The organism is Saccharomonospora saliphila YIM 90502, from assembly GCF_000383795.1.
Taxonomy (GTDB): Bacteria; Actinomycetota; Actinomycetes; order Mycobacteriales; family Pseudonocardiaceae; genus Saccharomonospora; species Saccharomonospora saliphila.
Window position 1 is genome coordinate 30045 of sequence record NZ_KB912672.1, and the last position, 14122, is coordinate 44166.

At 72.0% G+C, this 14122-nt stretch carries 13 protein-coding genes and 1 pseudogene; 11 read left to right on the top strand and 3 right to left on the bottom strand.

Features of this window, described 5'->3' with window-relative positions:
- Positions 1-1288, bottom strand: a 1288-nt coding sequence (pdxR, locus tag SACSA_RS22610; protein ID WP_019816071.1) for a MocR-like pyridoxine biosynthesis transcription factor PdxR, incomplete at its 3' end; no start/stop codon positions are given.
- A gap of 46 nt (positions 1289-1334) precedes the next feature.
- Here pdxR and SACSA_RS0111675 point away from each other — a divergent pair.
- The 4 genes from SACSA_RS0111675 to SACSA_RS0111690 all read left to right on the top strand — a co-directional run bounded on the left by SACSA_RS0111675 (position 1335) and on the right by SACSA_RS0111690 (position 4537).
- The gene (locus SACSA_RS0111675) at positions 1335-1793 is read left to right on the top strand and encodes a carboxymuconolactone decarboxylase family protein (RefSeq protein WP_019816074.1); all 459 of its coding nucleotides are present in this window, start codon (positions 1335-1337) and stop codon (positions 1791-1793) included.
- A 123-nt stretch (positions 1794-1916) separates the two neighbouring features.
- Complete coding sequence (locus tag SACSA_RS0111680; protein ID WP_019816075.1) at positions 1917-2825, top strand: ABC transporter ATP-binding protein; 909 nt, start codon at positions 1917-1919, stop codon at positions 2823-2825.
- Position 2826: 1 nt separating this feature from the next.
- The gene (locus tag SACSA_RS0111685; protein WP_019816076.1) at positions 2827-4005 is read left to right on the top strand and encodes an ABC transporter permease; all 1179 of its coding nucleotides are present in this window, start codon (positions 2827-2829) and stop codon (positions 4003-4005) included.
- 157 nt (positions 4006-4162) lie between these two features.
- Positions 4163-4537 (top strand): DUF3817 domain-containing protein, encoded by a 375-nt coding sequence (locus SACSA_RS0111690; RefSeq protein WP_028661795.1) that lies wholly within the window; start codon positions 4163-4165, stop codon positions 4535-4537.
- A gap of 76 nt (positions 4538-4613) precedes the next feature.
- Here SACSA_RS0111690 and SACSA_RS0111695 read toward each other — a convergent pair whose 3' ends face one another.
- Positions 4614-5123, bottom strand: coding sequence for a MarR family winged helix-turn-helix transcriptional regulator (locus tag SACSA_RS0111695; protein ID WP_019816078.1), 510 nt, complete (start codon positions 5121-5123; stop codon positions 4614-4616).
- A gap of 77 nt (positions 5124-5200) precedes the next feature.
- Here SACSA_RS0111695 and SACSA_RS0111700 point away from each other — a divergent pair, with 77 nt between their 5' ends.
- The gene (locus SACSA_RS0111700) at positions 5201-5494 is read left to right on the top strand and encodes a thiamine-binding protein (protein WP_019816079.1); all 294 of its coding nucleotides are present in this window, start codon (positions 5201-5203) and stop codon (positions 5492-5494) included.
- A gap of 88 nt (positions 5495-5582) precedes the next feature.
- Positions 5583-6554, top strand: coding sequence for a thioredoxin (trxA, locus tag SACSA_RS0111705; RefSeq protein ID WP_028661796.1), 972 nt, complete (start codon positions 5583-5585; stop codon positions 6552-6554).
- A 244-nt stretch (positions 6555-6798) separates the two neighbouring features.
- Here the strand turns inward: trxA and SACSA_RS0111710 are convergent, their stop codons facing one another.
- Complete coding sequence (locus SACSA_RS0111710; RefSeq protein WP_048876701.1) at positions 6799-8262, bottom strand: neutral zinc metallopeptidase; 1464 nt, start codon at positions 8260-8262, stop codon at positions 6799-6801.
- Positions 8263-8385: 123 nt separating this feature from the next.
- Here SACSA_RS0111710 and glgP point away from each other — a divergent pair, with 123 nt between their 5' ends.
- The 5 genes and pseudogenes from glgP to SACSA_RS26070 form a co-directional block, all read left to right on the top strand.
- Positions 8386-10941 carry an alpha-glucan family phosphorylase gene (glgP, locus tag SACSA_RS0111715; protein ID WP_019816082.1) on the top strand — a complete coding sequence of 852 codons (2556 nt, stop codon included), beginning with the start codon at positions 8386-8388 and terminating at the stop codon, positions 10939-10941.
- A 57-nt stretch (positions 10942-10998) separates the two neighbouring features.
- Entirely contained in the window at positions 10999-11820 is an 822-nt protein-coding gene (locus SACSA_RS0111720) for an ABC transporter ATP-binding protein (protein ID WP_048876702.1), read from the top strand.
- Positions 11821-11906: 86 nt separating this feature from the next.
- Positions 11907-12686 carry an enoyl-CoA hydratase/isomerase family protein gene (locus SACSA_RS0111725; RefSeq protein WP_019816085.1) on the top strand — a complete coding sequence of 260 codons (780 nt, stop codon included), beginning with the start codon at positions 11907-11909 and terminating at the stop codon, positions 12684-12686.
- Position 12687: 1 nt separating this feature from the next.
- Positions 12688-13668, top strand: a complete 981-nt coding sequence (locus SACSA_RS0111730) for a class I SAM-dependent methyltransferase (RefSeq protein ID WP_019816086.1) — start codon at positions 12688-12690, stop codon at positions 13666-13668.
- Position 13669: 1 nt separating this feature from the next.
- Positions 13670-14122: pseudogene (locus SACSA_RS26070) on the top strand (class I SAM-dependent methyltransferase); the annotation flags it as partial.

Sequence of the window (14122 nt, forward strand, 5' to 3'; positions counted from 1 at the left end):
CGGGCACGATCCAGTGCCGCGCGAGCCCTTGCAGGGTCAGTGACCGCGCCCGCGCGGCGGAGAGCACGTCGTGCTCGGCGGGCCCGTTGCCGGGCAGCGGCAGCAACACCTGAAGTCCGGCCGGAACTCCCTTGGGCGCGAGGTGGCGGGGCAGTGCCCGCAACAACCGGTCGCGGCGGCGCCGGTAGGTCAGGCGCATGCGCCGGACGTGCCGGTCGTAGTCGCCGGAGTCGAGCAGGTCGGCGAGGGTGAGCTGGTCCAGCACGCCGACGGGACACCCGCCGCGCGCCGCGACGAGCTCCCGCACCGGGCGCACCAGCGACCGGGGCAGCACCAGCCACCCCAGGCGCAAGCCCGGGGCGAGGGTTTTGCTCGTCGTCCCGGCGTAGATCACGTGCTCGGGCGCCAGCGCCTGCACCGCGCCGACCGGATTCCGGTCGAGGCGGAACTCGCCGTCGTAGTCGTCCTCGAGCACCAGCGTCCCCGTCGCGGCGGCGGCGCGGGTGAGCGCGGTGCGCCGGTGGGCGGCGAGTGTCACGCCGGTCGGGTACTGGTGCGCGGGCGTCACCACGACGGCGGGTGTGTCCACATCGGAGACCCGCGCGCCCGCGTCGTCGACGTCCACGCCCGTGACGGTCAGCCCCGCCGCGGTGGCGAGGTCGCGGAAGATCCACAGCGACGGGTCCTCGAAGGTGACCTCGCCGATCCCTTCCTCCCGGAGGACCGTGGCCAGCACCGACAGCGCGTGCTTGTAGCCCGCGCACACGACGATCCGCTCCGGTTCGGCGACGACGCCGCGGCTGCGCGCGAGGTAGTGCGCCAGGCTTGCCCGGAGTTCGTCCAAACCCGCCTCGGCGGGGTAGTCCAGCGCCGAGGACGGAACCCGGCGCAGCACCCTGCGCGTGGCGGCGAGCCAGGACTGCCGGGGGAAGAGGGAGAGGTCCGGTCGCCCGGGGCGCAGACTCCACCGTGTCGAGGGCTCGGTCGGACGAGAACTCCGGGGTGCGGAGCGGGGCGCGGCGACCTGGTCGGCCGTGACCGTCGTCGGCGCGCCCTGCCGGGTGCGGACGTAGCCTTCCACGGCCAGATCGGCGTAGACCCGGGTCACCGTGCCCCGCGCGAGGCCGAGGTCGGCCGCGAGCGCCCGGGTGGAGGGCAGGGCCGCGCCGTGCGGCAGGCGCCCGGACCGGATCGCGCGCCGCAGGGCCTCGGTCAGGCCCCGCCGTCCCGTGGCCGGTTCCCAGTCCAGATGGAGGTCGCCACCGGAACTGGTCCACGCATCAGGCATGGAACTGGACCATACCCGTGTGCCAGTCGGCGCTAGGTTCGGCGGCATGACCGACACACAGCGAATCCAGCTCAGCGCCGCACTTCCCCAGGCGTTCAAGACCCTGGTGGCGTTGCATGGGACGGTGGAGAAGGCCGCGGCCGACGCCGGACTCGACCAGCGGCTGATCGAGCTCGTGAAGATCCGCGCTTCCCAGCTCAACGGATGCGCCTACTGCCTCGACACGCACAGCCGGGACGCCCGCGAGAACGGCGAGAGCGAGCGCAGGATCACACTGTTATCCGCGTGGCGCGAGACGGACCTCTACACCGACCAGGAACGCGCGGCGCTGGCCCTGACCGAGGCCGTGACGACGCTGTCGGAGCACCGCGACGTGCCCGACGAGGTCTACCAGCGGGCGACGGCGGTGTTCACCGACGAGCAGTACGCCGCCGTGGCTTGGGCGGCCACGCTCATCAACACCTGGAACCGCCTCGGCGTGACCAGCCACAAGCCGTTGCCCTGACGGGCACCGGTGTCCGCCGTGACGGTCCGGACCGCGGGCACGCGCCGAGCGCGGAGCGACAGAAGTGAGAGAGTTTCGTAAAAGGCCCTCCGGTGAGGTGTCCGCGTCGCTAGTGTGGCCCGCATGTCGCCGCCCGCGGTCCTGACCGTCTCCGAGGTCCACAAGCACTACGGCGAGCTGCGTGCCGTCGACGGTGTGTCGTTCGACGTCGTCGAGGGGGAGTTCTTCGGCATCCTCGGGCCCAACGGTGCGGGCAAGACCACGACGCTGGAGATGGCCGAGGGGCTGCTCCGGCCGGACGCGGGCGGTATCAGCCTGCTCGGCCGGTCGCCGTGGCCCCGCGACGTGGAGCTGTTGCCCCGGATCGGCGTGCAACTGCAGGCGTCCTCGTTCTTCGAGCGGCTGACCGCGCGCGAACAGCTCCTGACGTTCGGCTCGCTCTACGGCGTCGACGCCGCACGGGCCGACGAGATGCTGGAACTGGTCGGGCTGGCCGACAAGGCCACGACACCGGAGAAGAAGCTTTCCGGCGGCCAGCGCCAGCGGTTGTCGATCGCCTGCGCACTGGTCCACGACCCGGACATCGTCTTCCTCGACGAGCCGACCGCCGCGCTCGACCCGCAGGCCCGCCGCAACCTGTGGGACGTGCTCCGCCAGATCCGGCGCCGGGGCAAGACGATCGTCTACACGACGCACTACCTCGACGAGGCCGAGGCGCTCTGCGACCGGGTCGCGATCATGGACCACGGCAGGGTCATCGCGCTGGACAGCCCCACGCGGCTGGTGCGCGACCTGGATGCCGCTACGCACGTCACCCTCGAACCGGGCACGCTGGCGCCGGAGCAGGCGCGCCGACTGCCCGGAGCCGACGACGTCACTCTCGACGACGTCTCGCTGACCATCAGCACGCGCGCCCCCGCACCGTTGCTGTCGGCCCTGGCCGAGCGCGGCACGCTCGACGGGCTCCAGGTGCGCACCGCGACGCTGGAGGACGTCTTCCTCCACCTCACCGGCAGGGAGTACCGCGCCTGACATGAGCGACACCGTGAGGCCGCCGACGGGGCGGACGGGCGACCCGCCCCCGGACCCGGACGCCGCATCCTCGTCCACCCCGAGCACCGCCGCGCCGTCCCCGGCCGCGTCCGCACCGTCCGGCGCGGGGACCGCGTCCGCGCGCTTCCGGGCGCTGTCGGTGGCGATGGTCAAGGGCTTCGTGCGGGACAAGGCCAGCCTGTTCTTCACGTTCCTGTTCCCGTTGGTGTTCCTCGTCGTGTTCGGCCTGCTCTTCGGAGACGCGGGCGGCTCCCGGACGCAGATCGGTGTCGTCGGCGGCGGGACGGTGGTCTCGGAGATCCGGGGCGCCGAGGCCCTCGACGTGCGCTCCTTCGACACGACCGAGGAGGCCGAGGAGCGGGTGCGTTCCGGCGACCTCCCGGCCTACGTCACCCAAGAGGACGACGAGGTCACCGTGCGGTTCGCGGCGAGCGACCAGGACACCGCGGGCACCGTCGTCGGCATCGTCGACGGGATCGTGAACCGGGCCAACGTCGCCGCGACCGGACAGGAACCCGTCTACCGGCTCGACGCCTCGCAGGTCGAGGACACCTCCCTGCGTCCGATCCAGTACATGGCGCCGGGCATTCTGTCGTTCGCCGTGGCGATGGCGTCGGTGTTCGGCACGGCGCTGACCCTGGTGAACTGGCGGCGCCACCAGGTGCTGCGCAGGCTCCGCCTGGCACCGGTGTCCCCTGCCACGGTGCTGACGTCGAGACTGCTGCTCACGCTCGGAATCGCGTGCGCGCAGTTCGTCCTGTTCATCGGGATCGCCCTGCTGCCCGCCTTCGGCCTGCGGCTGACCGGGCAGTGGTGGCTGGCGATTCCGCTGCTCGCGCTCGGCAGCGTGGCGTTCTTCGCCGTCGGCATGCTCGTGGGCGCGGCCTGCACGACCGAGGAGGCCGCCAACGGCGCGGCGAACCTGGTCACGCTGCCGATGGCGTTCTTGTCCGGCAGCTTCTTCCCGATGGACCTCGCTCCCGAGTGGCTGCGCGCGGTGTCGCTGGTGCTGCCGATGCGCCACCTCAACGACGGGATGCTCGACGTGATGGTGCGCGGCCAGGGCCCCGAGGCGCTGCTGGCGCCCGCGTTGGTGCTGGTCGGCTTCACCGTGGTGCTCGGTGGGCTCGCGGCGAGGCTGTTCCGTTGGAACCCCTGACCCGGCGCTTCCAGGAGCCCCGGTGAGGTGGTGACCCGGCTCACGGCTCACACTGGCATCACGACGTCCCACAGCGTTGTTGACGTCCATGTCGTGGTTGACGTGACTGTCGGTGCGCGGCCGCCGGTGTGGCGGTCGGCTACTCAGGGAGGATTTCGTGTCGAACAAGGCTGCTGTCTTGTTCCGTGTCGTCGCCGTCGCTGAGGCCTTCTCCTGGGCGGGCCTGCTCGTCGGCATGGTCCTCAAGTACGTCGTCGAGCTGGGCGAGGGTGGTGTGCCCGTTCTCGGCATGGTGCACGGCGTCCTGTTCGTCCTCTACGTCGGCACGACACTGCTGGTGGCCCGTCCGCTGGGCTGGCGCGCCACGACCCTGCTCGCCGCGCTGGTCGCCAGCGTGCCGCCGCTGTGCACCTGGCTGTTCGAGAAGTGGGCTCTGCGCAAGGGCAAGCTCGACGGTCCGGAGCGGCTGGCCCACGGCGGGACCGGCCTGTTCGTCGAGCGCGGCGACCGCGCCTCGGCCGCGGGAGCCTGACCAGGTCCGAGCCTGGTGCCGCGAGTACGGGCCAGCGTTTCCGAACCGGCCGGCCCGGTCGCGCCGGATGCCGGACTCAGCCGTCGTCGTCGGTGAAATCGCCCGCCGACTTCCGCACGCGGGTCAGCAACTCGGTGAGCTGCTCGGTCTGCCTCCGGGTCAGGCCGGTCAACCCGAAGTCGATGTCGGTGACGGCCCTGGTGGCCTCCTCGCGGCGCTGACGACCCTCCTCGGTGATCTCCACGAGGGTCGTGCGCCGGTCCGTGGGATGCGGAAGGCGCTTGACCAGTCCGTCCTTTTCCAGGCGGTCGACGATGTTGGTCACACTCGTCGGGTGAAGCTGGAGGCGTTCGCCCATCACGCGCATCGGCAAGTTGGCGGTGCGCGCGAACGTCAGCAGCACCAGCGCCTCGAACCGGGCGAAGGTGAGCCCGTGTGGTTTGAGCGCCGTGTCGACGGCGGACTGGACGATCTGCTGGACCCGCATCAACCCGGTCACGGCGGCCATGGTGGTGGAGGGCCCGATGCGGTCCTCCCAGTGCTGCGCCGCGCGCGCGATCGGGTCGAACGGCAACGGACGGTTCATGGGCCTCGAAGTTAGCAGCGATCCACGGCAGGCTGGGGGCGGGTGCACCGGGATCGAGCCGTGAACGGGAGGTAGGCATGATCGTGGCCTTCAGCGTCAGTCCGGCGGGTTCGGACGACGAAGGCGGGGTGAGCGACGCGGTCGCGCGGGCCGTGCGGGTGGTGCGCGAGTCGGGACTGCCGAACGAGACGAACGCGATGTTCACCAACGTCGAGGGCGAGTGGGACGAGGTGATGGACGTCGTCCGCCGGGCCGTGGAAGCCGCGGGGCAGGACGCGCCCCGGGTGAGTTTGGTGCTCAAGGCCGACATCCGGCCCGGCTACACGGGTGAGCTCGACGGCAAGGTCGAGCGCGTGGAACGGCGCCTGTGACGGTGCCTCCCGCGGCGGCGCGCTCGCGCGGCCGGAGGCGGCGCCGACCAGCCATGAACGCCACGACCGTCCGTGCCAGGATGGAACCGTGACACACCCACGCGGATCAGCAAGCAACGCACAGGCAGCGTCCGCCGCGCTCTCCGGAGCGGTCGACCTCTCCGGGCTCAAGGAACGGGCCGACGCGGCGGCACGCCAGTCCGGTCAAGGCAACTCCGGTGGCGGGGGCCCCGCTTCCGGGTCCGGCAGGTCGGGCGGGTCCGTCATCGACGTGACCGAGGCCACGTTCCAGAGCGAGGTGGTGGAGCGCTCGCTCAAGCAGCTCGTGGTGGTCGACCTGTGGGCCGAATGGTGCGGTCCGTGCAAGCAGCTCAGTCCGGTGCTGGAGAAGCTCGCCGCGGAGAGCGGCGGGTCCTGGGTACTCGCGAAGGTCGACGTCGACGCCAACCCCCGCATCTCTCAGGTGTTCGGGGTGCAGTCGGTCCCGACCGTGGTCGCGATCGCGGGTGGGCAGCCCGTCGACGCCTTCTCCGGGGCCCTGCCGGAGTCCCAGATCCGGCAGTGGCTCGATCAGCTGCTCGACGCGCTGCGCGACAAGCTCCCCGGCGTGGGCGCCGCGGGGAACGCGGCCGAGCCCGCCGAGGAGGAGCAGGACCCGCGGTTCACCGAGGCCGAGGACGCGTTCGAACGCGGCGACTACGCCGCCGCCCAGGCGGCCTACCAGCGCATTCTCGACAGCGAACCGGGCAACGAGCAGGCCAAGGCCGCGCTGGTGCAGGTGCGCTTCGCCGAGCGTGCCGAGGGCACGGACCCGGACGCGGTCCGCCGGGCCGACGCCGACCCGGGCGATGTTCAGGCCCAGTGCGACGCGGCCGACTACGAGGTCGCCGCCGGTGCGGTCGAGGACGGCTTCGCCCGGCTCGTCGCGACGGTGCGCCGGGTCGCAGGCGACGACCGGGAGCGCACGCGCGAGCACCTCGTCGGCCTGTTCGAGCTCTTCGATCCCGCCGACGAGCGGGTCGCGAAGGCACGCAGGGACCTCGCCGCCGCGCTGTTCTGACCCGGCCACTCCCACCGGCGAGTTGCCCCTCACGGTCGGCGAGTTGCCCCTGACGGTCGGCGAGTTGCCTCTGGCGGTCGGCGAGTTGCCCTTAACTCTCCGTGGCCCGCGCCCCTGGTGCCGCCCGGAGTTCGGGAACCCGGCCGTCGGAAGGCCCGCCCGGCCGCTCATGTCCCCGGCCCGGGCAGGCGGGTCGGCTCGGTGGTGACCGCCCGGGTCGTCGCGCGCGGCGACCCGGGCGTGTTCACGGGTAGGTGCTCGTGCAGGCGGCCGATCCCTCGTAGTAGCCCAGCCGCAACGACTCGACCCGAGCGAATCCGTTGGCGACCCGGTGACCGTCGAGGTCGGCGGCGATGAGGCTGCGGGGTCGCAGGAGTTCCGCGATCGCCTCGTCCAGGTCGCCGGGCGAGGGCCGCAGCAGGGCGCCTTCCACGTCGATCGCGCTGGCCCAGGCGCCCACGAGGCAGGCGGTGCGCAGTCCGGCGTTGGCGTTGTTCACCTCGGCTCCCACGTCCACCTGGATGCCCTGCACGTAGCGGGAGACGATCTCGGCGAAGGCGGCGAAGTCGCCCAGTCCGCCCTCCGCCTCACCACCGGTGTACTCGGCCTCCCGGTCGATCGGCTGCCCGATCCGGGCCAGCGCGGCGAGGTCGATGCTGACCGTGTTGTCGTCGTCGCAGTAGGAGGCGGGCGGGGTGCCGGAGCCGTCCGGGCACGATCCGCCGCCCTCGACGATGCGCGGCGGGTCCCCGCTCGCCCCGGCGAACGACTCGTCGAGGCTGCGCTGGAGCAGGGCGACACTGTCGGCGGTGATGCGCAGGTCGCCCTGGTTGGTGTCGTTCGGGTCGAACGGCTGCTCGGTGATGCGCGCGTCGACGTCGGCCTGGTCGATGGTGGCGCAGCGGGCGGCGTCGCTTTCGAACCCGAGCTGGAAGGCGTAGGTCCGGTCGAACGCCGTGCCGTGGGCACCCTGCTGAGTGGCCGAGACGCCCGGATCGTCGCGGATGAAGAACAGCGAGGCCAGCACCTGGTTGAGTCCCTCGGAGGTGGACAGCCGGAAGTACCTGCTGGACTCCTCGGCCATCCACCGGAAGTAGGCGCCGGTGAAGCAGTCCGCCTGCTGTTCCTTCACGATCGTCGAGGTGTTCTCGTCGATGCCGGCCTTGTCGCCGAGCCGGTACTGCACGGCGTGTCCGAACTCGTGGCCGAGCACGGTGACCACCGCCATCGGCCCGAACCGCTCGCGCAGTAGGGGAAGCAGCACGCCCCGGTCCCAGCCCACGAGATCCTCGGGCGGGCAGTAGAAGGCGTTCATGGCCGAGTTCCGCGTCGAGGCACCGCACACCTCGATCTCGGTGCCGTTCGGGTCGTAGGACAACAGCGAGCGCACGGGCTCGAAGGGCTGCCCGAAGTGCCGGGGCAACTGCTCGCGCCAGAAGTCGCCGACATCGGCGATCGCGGCGACCGCCAGCCGGTCCTCCGCCGAGTCCGAGAGGTTGCGCACTCGCAGCTGGGGTGTGGGCGCGTCCGGCTTCAGGCCGCTCTCGAAATGCGTGACGGGCAGGCCCGCGATGTCCCCCGCGGTCCGGATCTCCCCCTTGATCCCGGTGGTGCAGGCCGCGACGAGGACGGCGCACAACGCCGTTCCCACCGACCGCGCGGACCGCCGTCGCCACCGCCGTATCCGGTGTCGGCCTGTGCGAGTCATGGCGGCACACTAGCGGAGAGCGACCGCACTCCGAGGCCATCCGTGTGAGTCCGTCCCACCCCGGGCGGGGCCCGTTCGCCGCGCCGCGCGCGCCGCACGACGGCGGCGTTAGGGTCGCTCTTCATGAGAGCTGTCCGCCGGTTCACCGTGCACGCGCGTGTGCCCGACGAGTTGTCGGGCCTGACGGAGCTGGCCACGAATCTGCGCTGGACGTGGCATCCGCCCACCCGGGATCTGTTCGCGTCGATGGACGACGCGCTGTTCCGCCGCGTCCGGGACCCGCTGCGCATGCTCGCCGAGGTGCCCGCCACGCGGCTCGACGAACTCGCGGGTGACGAGGACTTCCTGGCCCGCGCGCGCCGGGCCAGTGAGGACCTGCGGCGCTACCTCACCGAGCCGCGCTGGTATCAGCGCAGGGCCGAGCAGTCCAGGAGCGGAACCCGATTCCCCGAGGCCGTCGCCTACTTCTCGATGGAGTTCGGGGTCCACGAGGCGTTGCCGAACTACTCCGGGGGCCTCGGGGTGCTCGCGGGCGATCACCTCAAGGCCGCCTCGGATCTCGGGGTGCCGGTGATCGGTGTCGGGCCGCTCTACCGCGCGGGTTACTTCCGGCAGTCGCTGTCGCTGGACGGCTGGCAGGTCGAGCACTACCCCGTGATCGACCCGAACGGCCTGCCGCTGGAACCGCTCACGGAGCACTCCGGCGAGCCCGTGCTCATCCACGTGGCCATGCCGGGAGGCCGGGACCTGCTCGCCCAGGTGTGGCGGGCCCGCGTGGGCCGGGTGCCGTTGCTGCTGCTCGACACCGACGTGGACGGCAACGACGACGACCTGCGCGGCGTCACCGACCGGCTCTACGGCGGCGATGCCGACCACCGCATCCGCCAGGAGATCCTGGCCGGCATCGGCGGCATGCGGGCGGTGCGGCGGTACTGCGACCTGACCGGGCATCCGCAGCCGGAGGTGTTCCACACCAACGAGGGCCACGCCGGGTTTCTCGGGCTCGAACGGGTCCGCGAGATCGTCCGAGAGGCGGACCTGACCGTCGACGAAGCCCTGTCCGCGGTGCGGGCGGGCACGGTGTTCACCACCCACACGCCCGTCTCCGCCGGCATCGACAAGTTCGGCGCGGATCTGGTCAAGCACTACTTCGGCGACGGCAGGCTGCTGCCCGGACTGCCGTTCGAGCGCGTACTGGCGCTGGGCGCCGAGGACAACCCGGCCACCTTCAACATGGCGCACATGGGACTGCGCCTCGCGCAGCGGGCCAACGGCGTGTCCGCGTTGCACGGGAAGGTGTCCCGGCGCATGTTCTCGCGGCTGTGGCCCGGGTTCGACACCGAGGAGGTGCCCGTCACCTCGGTCACCAACGGCGTGCACGGGCCCACCTGGGTGGCGCGGGAGATGAGCGCGCTGCTCGGCGGCAGCGACGAGGAGTGGGGACACGACGGCGACGCCACGGGGATCGACCCCCGCGTCACCGACGAGCAGCTGTGGGCGCTGCGCCGCGAGCTGCGGGGCAACCTCGTCGAGGAGGTCCGTCGCCGCGCGCGCGAGGCGTGGCTCCAGCGGGGCGCGTCGGCGCTGGAGCTGGGCTGGACCGAGCGCATCTTCGACCCGGATGTGCTCACGGTCGGCTTCGCGCGGCGCGTGCCCACCTACAAGCGGCTCACGCTGATGCTGCGTGATCCCGAGCGGTTGCGCGCGTTGCTGCTCGACGACGAGCGCCCGATCCAGATCGTGGTGGCGGGCAAGTCGCACCCCGCCGACGAGAACGGAAAAGCGCTGATCCAGCAGATCGTGCGATTCGTCGACGACCCCGCCGTGCGGGAGCGGATCGTCTTCCTGCCGGACTACGGCATGTCCATGGCGCGGTACCTGTACCGGGGGTGCGACGTCTGGCTCAACAATCCCACCCGGCCGCTGGAGGCGTGCGGCACGTCGGGCATGAAGGCCGCCCTCAACGGCGGGCTGAACCTCTCGGTCCGCGACGGCTGGTGGGACGAGTACTACGACGGCAGCAACGGCTGGGCGATCCCCACCGCCGACGGCGTGTCGGACCCGCTGCTGCGCGACGACCTGGAGGCCGCGGCGCTGTACGAGCTGCTCGGGCACCAGATCGCGCCGCTGTTCTACGACCGCGACGACTCCGGAGTGCCGCGCGGGTGGCTGTCGATGGTGTGGCACACCCTGCGCACGCTGGGCCCGAAGGTGCAGGCCTCGCGCATGGTGCGGGAGTACGTCGAGTCGGCGTACCTGCCCGCGGCCACCACGGTCGCGGCGGCGGCCGAGAACGGTTACGCGGGCGCGCGGTCGCTGGCGGCCTACCGAGCGCGCGTCGACCAGCGCTGGCCGCAGGTGCGCGTGCTGGCCACGGACCTGGTTGTGGAGGGCCACGACTCACCGGTGGTCGGCACGCCGGTGCGGGTGAGCGCCCGGGTGGACCTCGCAGGCCTCTCGGAGTCCGAAGTGGACGTCGAAGCGGTGGTCGGCCGGGTCGGTGACACCGACGACCTGCACGATGTGACGACCGTGCCCATGCGACCGCAGGCGGGCGGCGAGTTCGCGGCCACCGTCCCGTTGCCCTTCGCAGGGTCCCTCGGCTACACGGTGCGGGTGCTGCCGAGACATCCGCTGTTGGCCACCCCGGCCGAGCTCGGCAGGGTCGTGCTCGCCTGAGGTGTGCCGCCGGGCGCGGGCTGCCCCGTGCCCGGCGGGTGGACGCCGTCGGTGACAATGGCACGCGTGAATGACGTGGCGGTCCCGGAGAACCTTGCCGATCTCGTGATCCACATGGCCGGGGTGGAGGTCCGGCGGGCGGATACGAAACTGCTCGCCGACCTCGACTGGGCGGTGGAGCTGGACGAGCGGTGGGTCGTGCTCGGCCCGAACGGCGCGGGCAAGACCACCCTGCTCAAGCTGGCCGCCGCGGAGATGCACCCGACGACCGGTGCGGTGCACGTGCTGGGGGAGCGGCTCGGCAGGGTGGACGTGTTCGACCTGCGCACCCGGATCGGGTTCACGTCGGCCGCGGTCAACGGCCGCGTGCCCGCCGACGAGAAGGTGCGGGACGTGGTGGTCAGCGCGGGCTACGCGGTGCTCGGGCGCTGGCGCGAGGACTACGACGAGCTCGACACCGAGCGCGCCGACGAGCTGCTGGCCGCGCTCGGCATCGCCCACCTCGGCGACCGTTCGTACGGCACGTTGTCGGAGGGCGAGCGCAAACGGACGCTCATCGCCCGGTCGCTGATGACCGACCCCGAGCTGCTGCTGCTCGACGAGCCCGCCGCCGGGCTCGATCTCGGTGGCCGTGAGGACCTGGTGGCCCGGCTCTCGGAGCTGGCGCTCGACCCGGACGCGCCCGCGATGACGCTGGTGACCCATCACGTCGAGGAGATCCCGCCCGGGTTCACCCACGCCCTGGTGCTCTCGGAGGGGCGCGTGGTGGCCGCCGGACTGATGGACGACGTCCTGACCAGCGAGAACCTGTCCACGGCGTTCGGTCAGGACCTGGTGTTGCAGCGGTCGGGTGACCGGTACTTCGCCCATCGCCGGTAAGGGCCGCTACTGGCGGGTAGCCTCTCGGCGGGACAGAGACCCATGCCGCACCCGGCATGGGTGGCACGCGAACGAAGGAGGATGGCGTGGGCGAGTTCGTCCGTCTCGAGGTGGACGCGGGGGTCGGCACGATCCGGTTGGACCGGCCTCCGGTCAACGCACTCAACGATCAGGTGCAGGCGGAACTGGCCGAGGCCGCCGGCGAGGCGGCCGACCGGGACGACGTCCGCGCGGTGATCCTCTATGGCGGGGAGAAGACCTTCGCGGGCGGGGCCGACATCAAGGAGATGGCGGCTCGCACCTACGTCGAGATGACGCGCTTCGGCGCGGCGCTGTCGGCGTCGCTGACGAAGCTGGCCGAGCTGCCCAAGCCGACCGTGGCCGCCGTCACCGGGTACGCGCTGGGCGGAGGGCTCGAACTGGCGCTGACCGCCGACCGCAGGATCGTGGGCGACAACGTCAAGGTCGGCCAGCCCGAGATCCAGCTCGGCATCATCCCGGGCGCGGGCGGCACGCAGCGGCTGGCCCGGCTGATCGGCCCGAGCAAGACCAAGGACCTCGTCTACACCGGCCGGATGGTCAAGGCCGACGAGGCGCTTTCGCTCGGCCTGGTCGACGAGGTCGTCGCGCCGGACGACGTCTACGCCGCCGCGCACCGCTGGGCGGCGCAGTTCGTGAACGGTCCCGCCGTGGCGCTGCGGGCGGCCAAGGCCGCGATCGACGGCGGGCTCGACCAGGACCTGCGAAGCGGGCTTGCGTTGGAGACACACCTGTTCACGGCGTTGTGGGCCACCGAGGACCAGGCCACCGGGATGCGGTCGTTCATCGAGAACGGCCCGGGCAAGGCCACGTTCGAAGGGAAGTGACGTGGCACACGCTGCCGATCCGGCGCCGAACCCGCACGCGAGCGCCGACGAGGTCGAGGCCGCCTACGCGGACCCGAAGCTGGCCAACGTCCTCTACCACGACTGGGAGGCGGGCACCTACGACGAGAAGTGGTCCATCTCCTACGACGAACGCTGCATCCGGTACGCCACCGAGGTGTTCGAGGCGGCCGCGGGCACGGCGGGCACGCCCTACGGCAGTGCGATGGAGCTGGGCAGCGGCACCGGGTTCTTCCTGCTCAACCTGATGCAGGGCGGCGTCGCCGAGCGCGGGTCGGTGACCGACCTCTCGCCGGGTATGGTCGAGGTCGCCCTGCGTAACGCCGAACGGCTCGGCCTCGACGTCGACGGCCGCGTGGCCGACGCCGAGCGCATCCCCTACGACGACGACAGCTTCGACCTGGTCGTCGGTCACGCCGTTCTGCATCACATCCCGGACGTGCGGGCGGCGATGCGTGAAGTGCTGCGGGTGCTCAAGCCCGGTGGCCGGTTCGTGTTCGCGGGCGAGCCGAGCCGCATCGGCGACTTCTACGCGCGCGGGCTCGGCCGGCTCACCTGGTGGCTGACAACCACGCTCACGAAGCTGCCGCCGCTGCGGGGCTGGCGGCGTCCGCAGGAGGAACTCGACGAGTCCTCCCGGGCGGCCGCGCTGGAGGCCGTGGTGGACCTGCACACCTTCGACCCGTCCGAGCTGGAGCGCACGGCCGCCTCGGCGGGCGCGGTGGGCGCGCGGGCGGTCACCGACGAGTTCAGCGCGGCACTGCTCGGGTGGCCGGTGCGCACCTTCGAGGCGGCGGTGCCGCCGGAGAAGCTGACTCTGAGGTGGCGGCTTTTCGCCTACCACGCGTGGCTGCGACTGTCCGCACTGGACCGCAAGCTGCTGGCGAGGGTGTTGCCGCGCGAGCTGTTCTACAACGTGATGATCACCGGCACGAAGCCTGCCGCCGGGACCACGGACCGGTAGGTTGTCCTACTCCTTCTCGCTCGACGACGTGGCGTTCCTGCGGTCTTCGCGGGGCGAGGAGGCGCTCGCGGCGTGCGCGGACCTGCCGCTGACGGAGAGGAGCAGGCTCTCCGACGTCACTCGGGCGCGCGAGGTGGTGGGCACGCACTACGCCGCCGTGCTGGAGACACTGTTGCTGCGCCGCCGGGCTCGGGCGAAGGTGGACAGCCCCGCGCGGTGGTTGTTCACCGACGACGCGCTTCAGCAGGCGAGCGCGTCGCCGGTGGCGGCCCACCGGGCACGGCGGCTCGCGGGCAGGGACGTGCACGACGTGACGTGCTCGATCGGGGCGGATCTGGTGCCGCTCGCGCGCACGGCGCGCCGCTGTGTGGGGTCCGATGTGGACGCGGTGCGGGTGGCGATGGCGCGGCACAACTGCGCCGCCGAGGGGCTCGCGCCGGTGGTGGCGCGCGCT